Source organism: Paenibacillus sp. FSL K6-3182 (assembly GCF_037976325.1).
Classification (GTDB): domain Bacteria; phylum Bacillota; class Bacilli; order Paenibacillales; family Paenibacillaceae; genus Pristimantibacillus.
In genome coordinates, this window is sequence record NZ_CP150265.1 from 5322913 (window position 1) to 5340000 (window position 17088).

Annotated in this window: 12 protein-coding genes, 9 tRNA genes and 1 rRNA gene (1 of these 22 only partly in view); 2 read left to right on the forward strand and 20 right to left on the reverse strand. The window is 48.9% G+C overall.

Features of this window, described 5'->3' with window-relative positions:
- Positions 1-107 precede the first annotated feature (107 nt).
- Positions 108-1352: an MFS transporter gene (locus tag MHH56_RS23525; protein WP_339204103.1), complete on the forward strand. Its 1245-nt coding sequence runs from the start codon at positions 108-110 to the stop codon at positions 1350-1352.
- A 68-nt stretch (positions 1353-1420) separates the two neighbouring features.
- Here MHH56_RS23525 and MHH56_RS23530 read toward each other — a convergent pair whose 3' ends face one another.
- From MHH56_RS23530 to MHH56_RS23565, 8 genes are all read right to left on the reverse strand, one after another.
- Positions 1421-2893 carry a CoA-acylating methylmalonate-semialdehyde dehydrogenase gene (locus tag MHH56_RS23530; RefSeq protein WP_339204104.1) on the reverse strand — a complete coding sequence of 491 codons (1473 nt, stop codon included), beginning with the start codon at positions 2891-2893 and terminating at the stop codon, positions 1421-1423.
- A 101-nt stretch (positions 2894-2994) separates the two neighbouring features.
- Positions 2995-3222: a hypothetical protein gene (locus tag MHH56_RS23535; protein WP_339204105.1), complete on the reverse strand. Its 228-nt coding sequence runs from the start codon at positions 3220-3222 to the stop codon at positions 2995-2997.
- 70 nt (positions 3223-3292) lie between these two features.
- Positions 3293-4687, reverse strand: a complete 1395-nt coding sequence (gene hydA / locus MHH56_RS23540; protein ID WP_339204106.1) for a dihydropyrimidinase — start codon at positions 4685-4687, stop codon at positions 3293-3295.
- A 1-nt stretch (position 4688) separates the two neighbouring features.
- On the reverse strand, positions 4689-5993 hold the full coding sequence (gene preA / locus MHH56_RS23545; protein ID WP_339209712.1) for an NAD-dependent dihydropyrimidine dehydrogenase subunit PreA: 1305 nt from the start codon (positions 5991-5993) through the stop codon (positions 4689-4691).
- Entirely contained in the window at positions 5986-7359 is a 1374-nt protein-coding gene (locus MHH56_RS23550) for an NAD(P)-dependent oxidoreductase (protein ID WP_339204107.1), read from the reverse strand. The genes preA and MHH56_RS23550 overlap by 8 nt, the downstream gene beginning before the upstream one ends.
- 29 nt (positions 7360-7388) lie before the next feature.
- Positions 7389-8633 (reverse strand): M20 family metallo-hydrolase, encoded by a 1245-nt coding sequence (locus MHH56_RS23555; protein ID WP_339204108.1) that lies wholly within the window; start codon positions 8631-8633, stop codon positions 7389-7391.
- Between the two features lie 17 nt (positions 8634-8650).
- Positions 8651-10012, reverse strand: a complete 1362-nt coding sequence (locus MHH56_RS23560; protein ID WP_339204109.1) for an aspartate aminotransferase family protein — start codon at positions 10010-10012, stop codon at positions 8651-8653.
- Between the two features lie 208 nt (positions 10013-10220).
- Positions 10221-10364 carry a hypothetical protein gene (locus MHH56_RS23565; RefSeq protein WP_339204110.1) on the reverse strand — a complete coding sequence of 48 codons (144 nt, stop codon included), beginning with the start codon at positions 10362-10364 and terminating at the stop codon, positions 10221-10223.
- A gap of 20 nt (positions 10365-10384) precedes the next feature.
- On the opposite strand from MHH56_RS23565, the gene yhbH reads away from it, so the two are divergent.
- Positions 10385-11539: a sporulation protein YhbH gene (yhbH, locus tag MHH56_RS23570; RefSeq protein WP_076270296.1), complete on the forward strand. Its 1155-nt coding sequence runs from the start codon at positions 10385-10387 to the stop codon at positions 11537-11539.
- Positions 11540-11617: 78 nt separating this feature from the next.
- Here yhbH and MHH56_RS23575 read toward each other — a convergent pair whose 3' ends face one another.
- The 12 genes from MHH56_RS23575 to MHH56_RS23630 form a co-directional block, all read right to left on the reverse strand.
- Complete coding sequence (locus MHH56_RS23575) at positions 11618-12859, reverse strand: MFS transporter (protein WP_339204111.1); 1242 nt, start codon at positions 12857-12859, stop codon at positions 11618-11620.
- Positions 12860-13207: 348 nt separating this feature from the next.
- Complete coding sequence (gene pdaA / locus MHH56_RS23580) at positions 13208-13993, reverse strand: delta-lactam-biosynthetic de-N-acetylase (RefSeq protein ID WP_076270303.1); 786 nt, start codon at positions 13991-13993, stop codon at positions 13208-13210.
- 151 nt (positions 13994-14144) lie between these two features.
- Positions 14145-14221, reverse strand: a tRNA-Pro gene (locus MHH56_RS23585).
- Between the two features lie 8 nt (positions 14222-14229).
- Positions 14230-14305 (reverse strand) — tRNA-Thr (locus MHH56_RS23590).
- Between the two features lie 74 nt (positions 14306-14379).
- A tRNA-Thr gene (locus MHH56_RS23595) sits at positions 14380-14455 on the reverse strand.
- Between the two features lie 75 nt (positions 14456-14530).
- A tRNA-Thr gene (locus MHH56_RS23600) sits at positions 14531-14606 on the reverse strand.
- 32 nt (positions 14607-14638) lie between these two features.
- Positions 14639-14715, reverse strand: a tRNA-Met gene (locus MHH56_RS23605).
- Between the two features lie 20 nt (positions 14716-14735).
- A tRNA-Glu gene (locus MHH56_RS23610) sits at positions 14736-14810 on the reverse strand.
- A gap of 14 nt (positions 14811-14824) precedes the next feature.
- Positions 14825-14912: transfer RNA gene (locus MHH56_RS23615), tRNA-Ser, on the reverse strand.
- A gap of 5 nt (positions 14913-14917) precedes the next feature.
- Positions 14918-14993, reverse strand: a tRNA-Asn gene (locus MHH56_RS23620).
- 5 nt (positions 14994-14998) lie between these two features.
- Positions 14999-15075: transfer RNA gene (locus tag MHH56_RS23625), tRNA-Ile, on the reverse strand.
- A gap of 145 nt (positions 15076-15220) precedes the next feature.
- Positions 15221-17088: ribosomal RNA gene (locus MHH56_RS23630) — 23S ribosomal RNA — on the reverse strand (it continues 1065 nt past the right edge of the window).

The following is a 17088-nucleotide window of genomic DNA, read 5'->3' on the forward strand; positions in this document are numbered from 1 at the left end:
TTGCCGCTAACTATTGCACATCACATAAATACACGATAAAGTTAGACACGGCATACGTTTAACAAACTCTATTCCTATTATAATGACAACGATGGAGGACTACCAAATTGTCTCGTTTCACTTCTACTTTATCCAAAAACTACATACTGCTGCTTACTGTCGTATTCGGAGGTTTCCTCATCTTTGGCTTCTCTGAAAATATTAAAGGGCCTGCTCTTCCTAGAATGCAGAGTGAGTTGAAGCTTGACGAGCTGCAAGTCGGAATTTTGTTAGCATTTAACTCCCTTGGCTATTTGCTTGCATGCAGCTTTACCGGGTGGCTTACCCGCAAAGCAGGCATGAAGCTCACCTTGGTGCTCACATTTGGCTCTATGGCGGTATCGGGTGTTTGCATCTATTTTGCAGCCAATTACACCTCACTTTCATCTGCTTATTTCCTCATGTATGTCGGAAATGGGATGCTTGAAATCGCGCTAGCCATCCTTGCCGCTCGAATTTTCATCAAAAACACGGGCACAATGATGAACCTCGCACACTTTTTTTATGGGCTCAGCTCAACCTTTGCTCCGATCATTGCTGCTTCGCTGATGGGTGTTCAAGTATTTGGTTCTGCGCTAGGCTGGCGGGGAATGTACATGCTTATGCTCGCGCTCTCGATTTTGCCCATGCTTCCAGGACTTTTCGCAAAATATGCCGGTGATGAGCAAAAACACGAGGATCGAATCTCTTTAAAGGAATTTGCTCGTGACAAGATCGCTTGGCTCATTGTAGTCGTGCTATCTTTCGGAGTAATATCGGAGCTTGCTGTTGGCGGTTGGCTCGTTAACTTTTTGGAGAAGGCTTACGGTTGGAGCGGTGATGCGTCGGCTAAAATGCTATCTGCCTTTTTCTTCTGCTTTATGCTCGCAAGGCTCGTTCTCGGTCCCGTCACTGACAAAATTGGCTACACGAGATCGCTCATTTTACTATCTGCTTTTTCTGGGTTATGCTCAGTTGCAGCCATTATCATCGGTGAACCAGGTGCCTTTTTGTTTGCACTCGCAGGAGTTGGTATCGCCCCAATCTATCCAACCGTCATGGCCCTGCTTGCCAAACGTTACCCGAACAACGCTGATACCGCTATTACCTTTACCGTAACCTTAATGGGCATAGCGAGTGTCATCGGCAACCTCGCTATCGGCGCCATTACAGAATGGACGAAGCAGCTGTTTGCCGGAACTGAAAACTCGCATGCCAGCCTCGTTGCAGGTCTGCAAGGCGGTTATCTATTCATCGGGGCATGTGCGCTTGCCTGCTCGGTCACTTCGATCATTCTTTATCGCATGCTTAGAAATAGGAATGCTGTATTGTAAATAGAAATGCCCCTGCCAGTGCTGAAGCTCAGCACCCTGCGGGGGCATTTTTATTCCAGCCAGCCTTTTCAAAAATATCTCGATGTCATCATTTTTTTCTTCGTATAAAATTCCACTCCGTCCTTTCCATTGGCATGCAAATCTCCGTAGAAAGAGTCCTTCCATCCCGAAAACGGAAAAAAAGCCATTGGTGCAGGCACGCCTACATTAACGCCCAGCATACCGGCTTCCGCTTCCTCGCGGAATTGACGAACCGCCTTAGCATTTTCCGTATAAATGACTGCTGAATTACCAAATCTAGAACTATTCACTATAGTAAGCGCCTCATTTAAATCTTCCGCGCGCAAGACAGATAATACTGGACCAAATATTTCATCTGTGGCAATCTTCATTTCTGGTTTCACTTGGTCAAAAATCGTCGGTCCAAGAAAATATCCTTCGCCGCTGCGCTCCGCTGCAAGCCTGCCATCAAGCAGAAGCGCAGCCCCCTCAGCAATCCCGCTCGCAATATACTTTTCGATGCGCTTGCGATGCTCATCGCGTATGACTGGCGTTAAGGTGACGTCATCGCGCATTCCCGAACCGATGATCATTGCTTCCGCTGCAGCTTGCAGCGCCTTCATAAAGCTGCTCCCATCACCGACTGCAACAACAGCAGAGCAAGCCATGCATCGCTCACCAGCACTGCCAAAGGAGGAGGCAATGATGTTCTCAACCGTTTTATCGATATGCGCGTCTGGCATTACAATATGGATGTTTTTGGCGCCGGCAAGCGCTTGAACTCTTTTGCCGTTATACGCAGCTCGTTCATATACGTATTTGGCAACAGGCTGCGAGCCGACAAATGAAATGGCCTTTACACTGGGACTGCTCGTCAATGCATTTACAACATCGTGAGCGCCATGCACCACATTAAGTACACCATCCGGCAATCCCGCTTCCCGTAATAGCTCCGCAAGCTTGTTAACGGTAAGCGGCGTACGTTCTGATGGCTTGAGCACAAAAGTGTTGCCAAGCGCGATGGCAAGCGGGAACATCCAGCAGGGTACCATCATCGGAAAATTAAATGGCGTGATGCCTCCCACTACACCAAGCGGCACTCGGAACAGCTCCGAATCTATGTCCGTTGCAATGTTTGCAAGCGTTGCTCCCATCATATGCGTCGGCGCTCCTGCCGCAAACTCCACATTTTCGATGCCGCGCTGCACTTCTCCGACCGCTTCTTTGTAGCTTTTTCCGTTCTCCATCGTTATAATCTCCGCCAGCTCCTCCGCATGCTCCTGCAGAAGCTGCCAGTAACGAAACAGCACCCTCGCCCTGCGTGGAACAGGGGTTTTGCTCCATGCTGGATAAGCCTGCTCCGCAGCATGCACAGCAGCTTCAACATCCTCTTGAACGGATAAAGGGACGTATGCGATTACTGCCCCTGTAGCTGGATTTATCACTTTATCTGTTCGTCCATTTACAGACTCCACCCAAACACCATTTATAAAATTACGCAATTTAAGCGAATCCTGTAGGGAAATAGGTTCTATAGCCATCCTATCAGCTCCTATGTTTATTAATTATAGTTGGGAACAAACCTTTTATCCTTTGTCGTACTCAAGCAGCTATCTCCTTTTGGAAAACTACGCTCAAATATTTACTGCGCGTCTTTTTGTTCTCTAGCATCTTGTTTAAGCAGCATATTAACAAAATATTTGCGAGCATCCGCTGTCTCAATCAGCAGCGAAGCTTCATCACCTCCGGGATGCTTAAGCTCCAGCCAATCGCCGCTCAGCCCTTCACGCACGCCAGTAATGACATACTCCTGATTCAAGTACGCATCAATCTTGTTTTTCTCCTCGACGTATTGCTCATAGGTGGACATATTTCTTCCTCCTTTGGCGCTATAGCTTCCCTTTATCCCTCATGTTCCGAGGCAGCGATGCGACAAGCAGCTATCGATTAGCCGCCTTGTAAGGAGTCCGCTTCACGTATCGTCCAGCTCCAATAGAGCCAACAAATTGACAATCTTGAATAACAAATTCACCGCGTGATAGCACGCTAACGGGCAAACCTGTCACCTTCAATCCTTCAAACGGGTTATAATCAACGTTCATATGATGTGTTTCAGCTGAGAGAATACGCTCTGCTAGCGGATCAAAGATGACGATATCCGCATCACTGCCAACTGCAATCGTCCCCTTCTGGGGAAAAAGACCAAACAGCTTGGCGCTGCGCGTCGATACAATGTCTACGAATTGATTAAGCGTAATACGCCCTTGATGAACGCCCTCCGAATAAAAGAGCGAGAATCGATCCTCTATAACGGGGCCGCCATTTGGAATTTTACTGAAATCCCCCCGCCCCAAATCCTTCTGCCCGTCAAAATTAAAAGAGCAGTGATCCGAACCCAGCGTTTGCAGCTGGCCGCTCTTCAGTGCATTCCAAAGCACCTCTTGATGGTGCGCTTCACGAAGAGGCGGCGACCATACGTATTTTGCCCCTTGAAAATCCGGCTTCTCTAGCTGCGACTGATCGAGCACCAAATATTGCGGACAGGTTTCGCCCCACATGTCCACGCCTTGATTGCGCGCCTCTGCGATTTGCTGGACTGCTTCGGCGCATGTCACATGCACGACATACAGTCTCGCTCCAGCAAGCTCGGCTAGTTTTGCTGCACGTCCAGTTGCCTCTCCTTCAATAATCGACGGTCTCGTAAGCGCATGATAAATAGGATCGGTGTTGCCTTCCTCCAACGCTTTATGAATGAGAAAATCGATGACATCGCCATTCTCAGCATGCACCATTACCATCGCTCCATGCTCCTTGGCTGCGAGCATCGTCCGAAACAACGTGCCGTCATCCGCTTGAAACACATTTTTGTAAGCCATAAACACCTTCAACGAGGTAATGCCCTCTTCTTTAATAATCGATGGAAGCTCGGCAAGCACTGCATCGTTTATTTCACTAATCATGAGGTGAAAGCCATAATCGATAACGGCTTTTCTGTCTGCTTTTTGATGCCATGCCGCAATGGATTCCTTAAGTGGTTTCCCTTTCGTCGTCAAGCAGAAATCAACAATCGTTGTAGTTCCTCCGAAAGCTGCAGCTTTTGTGCCTGTCTCAAAATCATCCGCCGTAACCGTGCCGCCAAACGGCATATCAAGATGGGTATGAGGATCAATGCCGCCTGGAAATACGTATTTGCCTGTTGCATCGATAATCTCATCCGCTTCCGACTCGAGGTCAATGCCGATTTTGGCGATGATGCCTTCCTTAATCAGCACATCAGCTTTATACGTGTCGGCTGCCGTTACAATAACCCCATTTTTTATGAGCTTCACCGTCATCCTATACAGCCTCCTTCTTATCGCCATCGTCAGAATCATTGCTTTTTCCTAGTGACGCAATTGCCGCTTGCCGTTGATTCCAGCTTAGAGCTGGCTCCATCGAGGGAACCTCTACCATCTCAATCGCACCTTCAACCGGGCAAACAATAGAACAAAGGTTGCAGCCTACACAATCTTCCTCGCGAACCTTCAGGTATGCTGCGCCAGTATCGTCTATATGCCGCTCAATACACTGATGCGAAGTATCCTCGCAAGCGATATGGCATTTATTGCAAACGATGCAAGTATCCTGTTCAATTCGTGCAACGACCGCGTAATTAAGATCAAGATCTCCCCAATCCGAATAGCGCTCTACCGATTTGCCTATTAGCTCATTGACTGATTTCAAACCCTTTTCATCCAAATAATTGTTTAGACCATCGATCATATCCTCTACGATGCTAAAGCCATGATGCATGGCAGCTGTACATACTTGAACGCCAGTTGAGCCCATCAAAATAAACTCAACCGCATCCCGCCAGCTCGATACTCCGCCTATCCCGGAAATGGGCACCCCGACTAAAGGATTTCGGGCACATTCCGCAACCATATTAAGCGCAATCGGCTTAACTGCAGGCCCGCAGTAGCCCCCATGCGCGCCTTTTCCGCCAACATGCGGAATCGTATTCCATGTATCGATATCAACTCCAGCTAGTGAATTAATGGTATTGATCAGCGAGATCGCATCCGCTCCTCCGCGAACGGCTGCTTTCGCTGTCGCGGTAATGTCCGTAATATTCGGCGTAAGCTTGACTATGACTGGCGTCCTCGCCGCCTCCTTGACCCACATTGTCTGCATTTCAACCAGATCCGGCTGCTGACCAGAAGCAGCGCCCATCCCCCGCTCCGCCATGCCATGGGGACATCCGAAGTTCAATTCCAATCCATCCACACCGACAGCCTCTACTTTTTTTACAATTTCATGCCATTTCTCGCGTTTAGGCTCCACCATCAATGAAACGACAAGCGCATGCTCCGGAAATCGCTTCTTTGTCTCGTATATTTCCTTTAAGTTCACTTCAAGCGGGCGATCCGAAATCAGCTCAATGTTGTTGAATCCTGCTACTCGTTGTCCATTGAAATGAATAGCTGCAAATCGCGAGGATGTATTAATAATTGGATCGCCCAGCGTCTTCCATACCGCTCCGCCCCAGCCCGCTTCAAATGCTCGCTGAACCTGATAGCCGGTGTTCGTTGGCGGCGCTGATGCAAGCCAAAAAGGATTCGGAGAAGCTATGCCTGCTAATTGAATGCGCAGATCAGCCATCATTTTCCCTCCCTGCAACTAGCGTTTTGTAAATCGAATAAGCTGCCAGCTTGCCTTGCTGTGCGGCGGCAACTACCATCGCATCACCTTGGCCTTCACCGAAAATAACGTCGCCAGCAGCGTAAATTTGGGGATTTGAGGTCTGATAGGTTTCCGTATTCACCATCACAATTCCTTGCTTATGATGCAAGCCCAGCTGCTCAATTAGCGGCAAGTGACGTGTCTGACCAATTGCCTTAATGACAACATCAACATCAAGCAGGAAAGAGGAGCCTTCTACCGGTGTCACCTTTTTTCTTCCTCCTTGTTCATCCTCTTCAAGCTGCATCCTCATGCATTCAAGCGCCTCGACATTTCCATCAGCATCTCCGATAATCCGGCTGGGAGCGCTTAACCATTCAAACTCCACACCATCTTGCTTCGCGAATTCGAATTCAAACTCGTAGGCGGTCATTTCCTCTCTCGTCCTGCGGTATACCATCTTCACCTTTGCAGCCCCGAGCCTCACCGAGCAGGTAGCCGCATCAACCGCCGTATTGCCCGCACCGATTACCGCTACACGTTTGCCAGCAAAGTCATTTGTAAGCTCCGTTTTGGTCGCTTCTACAAAATCAATGGCGTCATACACACCGGTTAATTGTTCTCCCTCGATGTTAAGATAAGGCACCTTCGACATTCCTATCGCAAGTAAAACCGCATCATACTGCGCAAGCAGCGAATCTGTGGCAACGTCAGAACCAATTGCTGTATTCGTCCGAATATCAACGCCCAGCTTCTTCACCTGTTCAACCTCCCACAGAGCGATGCTCTGCGGCAAACGAAACGAAACGATGCCATATGTATCAAGACCGCCCGCTTGTTCCTTCGCTTCGAATATCGTAACAGCGAAGCCGAATCTCGCAAGCTCGCGCGCAGCAGACAGACCTGCTGGTCCGCCGCCTATAATTGCCACCGATTTGCCGTTGCTTTGACCAGCTTCGAACAGCTGTTGATTATTTTTTATCGCCCAATCCGTAGCATAGCGCTGCAGGCTGCCGATCATAATCGGCTTTGAGGATTCGTTCATTACGCATGCGCCCTCGCACAGCTCCTCAGTCGGACACACTCTGGCGCAGGTCGCTCCAACCGGGTTGGCATCCATAATGACGCGAGCAGATCCCTTCATATTGCCGGAAGCAATTTTTTTGATAAAAGAAGGGATGTTAATGCCCGTCGGGCACGCTTTTATGCACGGAGCATCGTAACAGTACAAACAACGGTTCGATTCCTCTATAGCTTCCTTTGGCCGCATGCCTGCCTTCACCTCTGCAAAGTTTCGCCGCAGTGATTCGACAGGAATAAACACCGACTTTCCTATCGCGCCCATGCACATCTCCTCCTTATAATCGTTCACTTTTAGTCACTTAATCTGTGCGCTGTTCGGTAGAGAAGCTCTACACCGAGTTCGATATCTTCCGGTGATGAATACTCCTTCGGATTATGACTAATCCCGTCCTTGCAGCGAACAAATATCATTCCGTAGTTGCAAACATAGGACATCGTTAGCGAATCATGGAACGGGCCGCTCATCAGAATGGGCGGGGCAAGCCCTATTTTCGCCGCTTCCTCGTGCATAAGCTCTCTAAGCTCAGGCGCGCAGTAACGCGGATCACTCCGTGTATCCTCACGAATTGTGTACGTCAAGCCATGCTCTAAACAAACAGCATCCATCCTTGCAAGAAGCTGTTCCTCCAGCCTGTTCCTGCGACTCTGATCAATATCACGGAAATCAACGGTGAAGCTTACTTTCTCTGCAATAATGTTGCGCGAGTCCGGAAATACCGACAGCGAACCAACCGTTCCTACAGTCGGTGCGCCAGGTTCAGCGCTAGCTAATTCGTGGAGTGCGATGATAACCTTAGCGCTGCCGACCAATGCATCCTGGCGCATAGACATTGGCACGGAACCCGCATGTCCTGCGAAACCAGTCATTTCTACCGTCCACCAGACAGGGCCGGATATGCCGCTGACGATTCCAATCGGTTCATGGAGCGACTCCAGCACTGGACCTTGTTCAATATGCAGCTCCAGAAAAGCAGCTATTCGCCCTTCATCAAAAACATAACCTTCAAACGCAGCAGGATCACATCCAAACGCGATCAACGCCTCCCTGCGAGTCACACCATTTTTATCCGTCCGATCAAGCTCCCCCTCCTCAAGCTTCCCGGTCATTCCTCTTGCGCCAAACAACCCTTTGTTAAACCGGCAGCCTTCTTCATCACAAAAAGCGACAACTTCAATATTTCTAGCTGGTTTAAAGCCTTTTTCAACCATCGTTTGAACGGCTTCAATTGCCCCTAATACGCCAATCACGCCATCGAATCGCCCGCCGTATGGCTGCGAATCAATATGGGAGCCAAGCATAAGTACCGGTGCTGCCGAGTCAGCTCCCTCTAGAACACCGATTAAATTGCCGAACGGATCAATCCGCGCCTTCATCCCCGCTTCAAGCATCCAACTCCACACCAGCTCTACACCTGCCAAATCCTCCTTCGACAGCGCCAGCCTGCAAACGCCTGTATCACCAATTTTGCCAATCTGAGCGAGCTCATCAATACGCCTGTGCAGCCGCTTCCCATTAATGCTGAGTTCTTTCTCCACTCTTTTATCCGCCTCCCTCAGACACCGAAAACCTGAAGCAGCGTTTCGGCTATAAATACAATCTCATCATCCGTAGTCGACAAAGGCGGGCTCAGCGTCAAAATATTCATAAATCCCGGCACTGTATCTCCATTTTTGCTAATGAGCAGTCCTTTTTGCTTGCACTCCGCAATAATAGCAGCAACTCTTGCAGCAGATGCTGGCTCCTTTGTTCGTTTATCCTCCACCAGCTCGATACCGATAGCCGAACCAAAAATTCGAAGCTCGCCTACGTACTGATGTGATTCAAGCGGCTTGATTCGGCTAAACAGCTCTTTGCCAATATAGGCAGAACGGCTGACTAAATTTTCACGTTCTATAATTTCTATATTTTTTAGCGCCACCGCGCAGGATACAGGATTGCCTCCGAAGGTATTAACATGACGGAAGTGATTGTCTGCTCCGCTTTCTTTGAAGCTTTCATACATTTCGGCGGACACTGCCGTTGCAGATAATGGAGAATATGCGCTTGTCAGCCCTTTCGCCATCGTCACTATATCCGGCCTTACCCCAAAGTTCTGATGCCCAAATTTCTCTCCTGAGCGGCCGAAGCCGCAAATGACCTCATCAACAATGAGCAGGACATCGTGCTTATCGCAGATCTTTCGCAGCCGAGCTAAATAGGGATCAGGCGGCACAATCATTCCACCTCCGGTAATAACTGGCTCAACGATAATGCCAGCGACCGAATCTGCACCCTCCCATAGGATGGCATCCTCATAGGCTTGAGCGCATTGCATTTTGCAGGAGCCTTTCGTTTGCCCGAAAGGACAACGATAGCAATAGGGCGGAGGCACATGGGAAAATCCCACACCTAGCGGCTCGTATTTCAGCTTGCGCTGCGCTTGCCCTGTGGCGCTAAGTGCCCCCATAGAATTGCCGTGATAGGCGCGGTGGCGTGAAATGTATTTGTACTTAGAGCCCTTCCCGCGTTGATGATGATACTGGCGGCCGATTTTGAAGGCGACTTCATTGGCATCTGAACCTGAGTTGGAGAAAAAAAATCGATAATCGCCAATGAGCCATTCATTCAGCTTCGCAGCCAGCTCAATTGCCGGAATATGAGATTGAATGAGAGTCGCATAAGCTACTGTCTTCATCTGTTCCGCAGCCGCTTCAGCGATTTCAACCCGGCCATGACCGACATTGACGCACCACATCCCGGACATGCCGTCGAAATAGCGATTCCCATCCATATCCGTTAGCCAGCTTCCTTCTCCCGATACGATAACCATTGGATTCTCATTATGAGGAGAAATATGATGCCATAAATAGTTCCGATCCTTCTCTAACAGCGCTGCTTTGTCTTCTTCATTCATTGCTGCCTCATTCACGCCCATGCCTGCCATTCCTCCTTCGCGGCTGCCGCTTCTATAATAGAATGAACCGTGGATGAGACCATCAACGATCCTTATAGACTAGCGTATGCGGCTACTTCGCTGCTTCTTCCAAATTGTTTCTAAGATTGCTGCCATGACTCAAAAATAACATCGTAAAGCAAGGCAGGATGCTCGGAAAAGATACCTATTTTTATGCGGAGTTAATCTTCTAGAAGCTGTTTATGGGGATAAATTCATGTGATCCCTGTTCATTTTCCCTCACATAACCGCTCTGCTCTTGAATATATTGAGTAACAGACAAGAAATAAGCGATGAGCATGTAAGGCTTTTTTTCATTCTGCAGCGTTAACATAATGGAATGAGGTGAGGGAAATGGAGTCAGAGCCGCTATTTATTGTTTCAAGGGAAGATTGGTCGCTCCACCGCAAAGGTTATGAGGATCAAGCGCGACATCAGGAGAAGGTGCACGAAGCCATTAAGCAAAATCTTCCCGATCTGGTTTCCGATGAAAGCATCGTATTGTCCGATGGCAGGCGAACGATCAAGGTCCCTATTAAAAGTCTCGACGAGTCCCACTTTATATACAACTACAACAAGAAGCAGCACGTCGGACAAGGCGATGGCGACTCTCAGGTTGGGGATGTGCTCGGCGTCGATCCACAAGCAGCTAAGGGGCCCGGCAAGGGTCAGGATGCAGGCGATCAGCCCGGAGAAGACGTTGTTGATACTGAGATAAGTATCGATCAATTGGAGGATATGCTGTTTGAGGAGCTGGAGCTTCCTAATCTGGAGCAAAAGCAAAAGGATCAGCTGCAAACTACCGAAATCGTTTTTCACGATATTCGGAAAAAAGGCATTATGTCCAATATTGACAAGAAGCGAACATTAATCGAAAATCTGCGCCGCAACGCCAATGCGGGCAAATCCGGCATTGGCGGCATTTCACCTGACGATCTTCGTTACAAAACATGGAATGAAGTTATCAAACCCCAATCCAACGCGGTCATTCTTGCCCTCATGGACACATCGGGAAGCATGGGCTCGTTCGAGAAATATTGCGCGCGCAGCTTTTTCTTCTGGATGACACGCTTCTTACGGCGCAAATATGAGCATGTGGAAATTGTGTTTATCGCGCATCATACGGAAGCAAAGGAAGTTACTGAGGAGGAATTTTTCAATCGTGGGGAAAGCGGTGGCACCATCTGTTCGTCCGCTTATCAGAAAGCGATCGACATCATCGATAGCCGGTACCCGACTCCCAATTGGAATATATACCCGTTCCACTTCTCTGATGGCGACAACCTAACTTCAGATAACGAACGCTGTGTGAAGCTAATTGGTCAGCTGATGGAGAGAAGCAATATGTTCGGATACGGAGAGGTCAATCAATACAATCGAAGCAGTACTCTGATGTCCGCCTACAAACACATCAACCACAAAAAGTTTATGTATTCGGTAATTAAGGAGAAAGGCGAAGTGTACAAAGCGCTTAAAACCTTTTTCTCCAAGCAAGTGACCGGTGCCTAATAAAACCACAAAAAAAAGCCGTCCCGATGGGTTCAACCCATTCTGGACGGCTTTTTCGCATTTTGAATAAACATCCCTTCAACTTGTAAGAACAGAATCTGAGTCCTCATTATCTGGATCGATCCCTTTCGTTTCTTTGCCAAAGAATAAAACCGTTAGCGCGCCTATGACAATCGTTACAAAAAAGATCATAAAAATAGATGGTATCGCGACTTGTTTAGCAACAAGCATCCCAACAAGATAGGGCCCAATGATACCCCCGACCCGGCCGAATGAGGCGGCAAAGCCGACGCCAGTTCCACGAACTGCGGCTGGATACAGCTCCGGCGTATAGGCGTACATCCCTCCCCACGCTCCAAGATTAAAGAATGAGAGACAAATGCCCGCAGCCAGCAGTACTCCTTCTGTCTCTGCGCTACCGAACCAAAGGGCGCTGCCCGCGGTTAGCAGCAAATAAACCACTAGCACAAATTTACGCCCAAATTTCTCGATAAAATAAGCAGCAGTAAAATAACCTGGCAGCTGGGCGAGTGTCATAATCAGAACATATTGAAAGCTTTTCACCAAATCAAAGCCCTTGAGCACCATGACGGAAGGCAGCCAGAGGAACATGCCGTAATAGGAAAATACGACTGTAAACCATAAGATCCACAATGTTACTGTCGTTTTACGGTAGCGCAAGGACCATATGGATTTCATTCTGTCGCTTAGACTCAGCTTGCGGCTCTGCTGCGCATTGAAGCTGGGCGAGTCTTTAATGGCTCTTCTCAAATATAGGGCAAAAAGTGCAGGAACAGCACCGAGCGCAAACGCCATCCTCCATCCGTAATCGGGAATGATGAAGTAGGCAATCAAAGCCGCAGCAATCCACCCGATCGCCCAGAAGCTCTCCAATAGGACGACTGCCCGGCCCCGCTCCTTGGCAGGCACAGATTCCGATACAAGCGTCGACGCAACTGGAAGCTCCCCGCCAAGCCCGAATCCGGCTATGAAACGCAGCGCGCATAAGACGATAAAGCTCGTTGCCAGAGCGGACAGACCACTCGCAATGGAGAAGATCAGCAGTGTCCAGAGCAGGATCGCCCTGCGTCCGTATCGATCGGCCATCAAACCGGACACAGCGGCTCCAACTGCCATACCGATCGAATTAATTGCCATCAGTAACCCAACTTGTTGTGAACCTAGCTGCCATTCTACTGCCAAAGCAGCTACGATAAAGGAGATCATTCCGACCTCCATCGCATCAAAAAGCCAGCTAAGCCCCGCGCTAAACAACAGTTTCCGCTGTTTCGGCTCGCGCAGCAATGTCATTTTACTCATATGTAAACCCCTTACCCTATGCTCAAGCTCTATTTGACTAGGCGGCATTTTCTATTTGTATGGATATCCTACTCTATATTACCACGTTTTCAAAGTTTCCAATGATTGCATTCCTTACTTCTATTGTTGCCAACTCGGCGGAACTATAGCTCCTCTGTAAACACAAACATGGGCTTAGGTACACTCTTCTTTATTATAATGGAAGTTAAAATAGCTAAACATGCGGCAAAGTAAGGGATGAGGCAGAATTTTAAAGGTTTATGCATTGCTATTTCAATGTAAAATGGTTAAGTATAACAAAAAAACCTCAACCCCTGTAATGAGGTTAAGGCTTTTGCAAACAATTTACTAGATATTTAAATCAATGCCCATCTGATCTAAGCTTTTGAACAGATATCCTTGCCGGCGAGCCTCGTCTATAATTCTGCCGAGCGCCTCGGTGTTGTCTTTGGAAACAGAATGCAGCAGGATGATCGCTCCGGGATGGAGCTGCTTAACAACCTCGTTATACGCATATTGTGATCCTCTTTGCGCATTCACATCCCAGTCCTTGTACGCCACTGACCAAAATACATTCGTATAGCCGAATTGTTTGCTAGCGGCAAGCATCCGTTCGCTGAATATGCCTCTTGGTGGCCTCAGATACTTCATTTCCTTCTGGCCTGTCAGCGTTTCTACATGCTCCTTGACCTTATCGAGCTCCGTTTTGATGCTTGATTCTGAGAGGGTCGACATATCCGGGTGACTCCAAGAATGGTTGCCTACAATATGCCCCTCCAGCACCATCCGCTTTAAAAGTTCCGGCTGATCTTTGACATAATGTCCCGTTACAAAAAAGACCGCTGGTACTTGTTTATCTTTTAATACATCAAGAATACGCGGTGTATAGCCATTCTCGTAGCCGTTATCGAAAGTAAGATATAGCTCCTTTTGCGTTGTATCCCCTAGGAACAAAGCCCCATGCTTCGTTACGATTTCTTTAAAGCCCTCCTCATCGATCGAAGGCAGACGCCCCTCCACGCTTTTCTTAAACCCGAAGTGGAATACCCCTGGCTGCCCATATGCAGCTGCTGGACTTATTAAGCCCCATAAGATCGCAATAAGCATGACAGCGACTCTAACCCTTTGCTTCAACAGTAAAGCCTCCTTATTCAATGAAGTGATTGCACTTCATCCGCATATTGCGTTTATATTTCCCCATAAACGCATAAAAAAACCGCTATTCCCATAAGTCCTGTAGACTTTGAAAATAGCGGTTTATGTTGTCAATCATTCTGTTAAAAGATGGTCGGGACGACACGATTTGAACATGCGACCCCCTGGTCCCAAACCAGGTGCTCTACCAAGCTGAGCTACGTCCCGAGAAAAGATGGTGCCGTCGAGAGGACTTGAACCCCCAACCTACTGATTACAAGTCAGTTGCTCTACCAGTTGAGCTACAACGGCACATCGATTATGTCCACCAATGCTGGTGGTTTTTGATGCTTGCTTGGCATAACCAAGAGGCATCTTAAAAAAAATGGTGCCGTCGAGAGGACTTGAACCCCCAACCTACTGATTACAAGTCAGTTGCTCTACCAGTTGAGCTACAACGGCGTAACGGTTATGTCTACCTTTGCAGGTAGTTTTGATGCTTGCCTGGCAACAACCAAGGAGCATCGAAAGAAAAAATGGTGCCGTCGAGAGGACTTGAACCCCCAACCTACTGATTACAAGTCAGTTGCTCTACCAGTTGAGCTACAACGGCATATGGATTTTTTTCACCGTTTAAAGGTGTTTTGGTTGCGGGGGCAGGATTTGAACCTGCGGCCTTCGGGTTATGAGCCCGACGAGCTACCGGGCTGCTCCACCCCGCGTCATTTTGAAAGAAAAAATATGGTGACCCGTAGGGGACTCGAACCCCTGTTACCTCCGTGAAAGGGAGGTGTCTTAACCACTTGACCAACGGGCCTAGAAAAATTGGAACGGAGAGAGAGGGATTCGAACCCTCGCACCACTTACGCAGTCTAACCCCTTAGCAGAGGGTCCCCTTGAGCCACTTGGGTATCTCTCCAAACTTGGCTCCCCGAACAGGACTCGAACCTGTGACAACTCGATTAACAGTCGAGTGCTCTACCAACTGAGCTATCAGGGAAAATATGGTGGGCCTTAGTGGACTCGAACCACCGACCTCACCCTTATCAGGGGTGCGCTCTAACCAGCTGAGCTAAAGGCCCTAAGCATAAACATAAATCTTATGTAAGATCATTTGTTTATAATCAGGTAATCAAGTTGCGCCCTGAAAACTGGATACGAAAGATTAGGCTTGCTGAAGCCTTTATGCTGCTGTCTACCGGATGTATGGGTCGCAGTAAACGTGTTTAGGATAAGCCCTCGACCGATTAGTATTCGTCAGCTACACACATTGCTGTGCTTCCACCCCGAACCTATCAACCTCGTCGTCTTCAAGGGGTCTTACATACTGGGAAATCTCATCTTGAGGGGGGCTTCACGCTTAGATGCTTTCAGCGCTTATCCCGTCCGTACTTGGCTACCCAGCGGTGCTCCTGGCGGAACAACTGGTACACCAGCGGTACGTCCATCCCGGTCCTCTCGTACTAAGGACAGCTCCTCTCAAATTTCCTGCGCCCGCGACAGATAGGGACCGAACTGTCTCACGACGTTCTGAACCCAGCTCGCGTACCGCTTTAATGGGCGAACAGCCCAACCCTTGGGACCTACTTCAGCCCCAGGATGCGATGAGCCGACATCGAGGTGCCAAACCTCCCCGTCGATGTGGACTCTTGGGGGAGATAAGCCTGTTATCCCCAGGGTAGCTTTTATCCGTTGAGCGATGGCCCTTCCATTCGGTACCACCGGATCACTAAGCCCTACTTTCGTACCTGCTCGACTTGTAGGTCTCGCAGTCAAGCTCCCTTATGCCTTTGCACTCTTCGAATGATTTCCAACCATTCTGAGGGAACCTTTGGGCGCCTCCGTTACATTTTAGGAGGCGACCGCCCCAGTCAAACTGTCCACCTGACACGGTCCCCGAACCGGTTTCACGGTTCTAGGTTAGAACTCCGATACGATCAGGGTGGTATCCCAACGTTGCCTCCACACAAGCTGGCGCTCATGCTTCAAAGGCTCCCACCTATCCTGTACAGATCGTACCAAAGTTCAATATCAAGTTACAGTAAAGCTCCATGGGGTCTTTCCGTCTTGTCGCGGGTAACCTGCATCTTCACAGGTATTAAAATTTCACCGGATCTCTCGTTGAGACAGCGCCCAAGTCGTTACGCCATTCGTGCGGGTCAGAATTTACCTGACAAGGAATTTCGCTACCTTAGGACCGTTATAGTTACGGCCGCCGTTTACTGGGGCTTCGGTTCACAGCTTCGGGTTACCCCTAACCGCTCCCCTTAACCTTCCAGCACCGGGCAGGCGTCAGCCCGTATACTTCGCCTTACGGCTTCGCACAGACCTGTGTTTTTGCTAAACAGTCGCTTGGGCCTTTTCACTGCGGCCCCCTCGGGCTATTCACCCTACCGAGGCACCCCTTCTCCCGAAGTTACGGGGTCATTTTGCCGAGTTCCTTAACGAGAGTTCTTCCGCGCGCCTTAGCATGCTCTGCTCGCCTACCTGTGTCGGTTTGCGGTACGGGCACCTAGATCTCACTAGAGGCTTTTCTTGACAGCCGGAGTACATGACCTTCGCTACTGCAATTTTCGCTCCCCATCACAGCCCAGCCTTCATGATCGACGGATTTGCCTATCGATCAGCCTCACTGCTTGGACGGACTATTCCATCAGTCCGCGTCACTGCCCTTCTGTGTCACCCCATTGCTCAAACAATCTTCGGTGGTACAGGAATTTCAACCTGTTGTCCATCCACTACGCCTTTCGGCCTCGCGTTAGGTCCCGACTTACCCTGAGAGGACGAGCCTTCCTCAGGAACCCTTAGGCTTTCGGCGGACAAGATTCTCACTTGTCTTTTCGTTACTCATACCGGCATTCTCACTTGAATACAGTCCACCAGTCCTCACGGTCCAACTTCAATCCGTATTCAACGCTCCCCTACCCAAGTACCTAATGGTACATGTCATAGCTTCGGTGGTGTGTTTAGCCCCGTTACATTTTCGGCGCAGAGTCACTCGACCAGTGAGCTATTACGCACTCTTTAAATGATGGCTGCTTCTAAGCCAACATCCTGGTTGTCTTTGCAACTCCACATCCTTTCCCACTTAACAC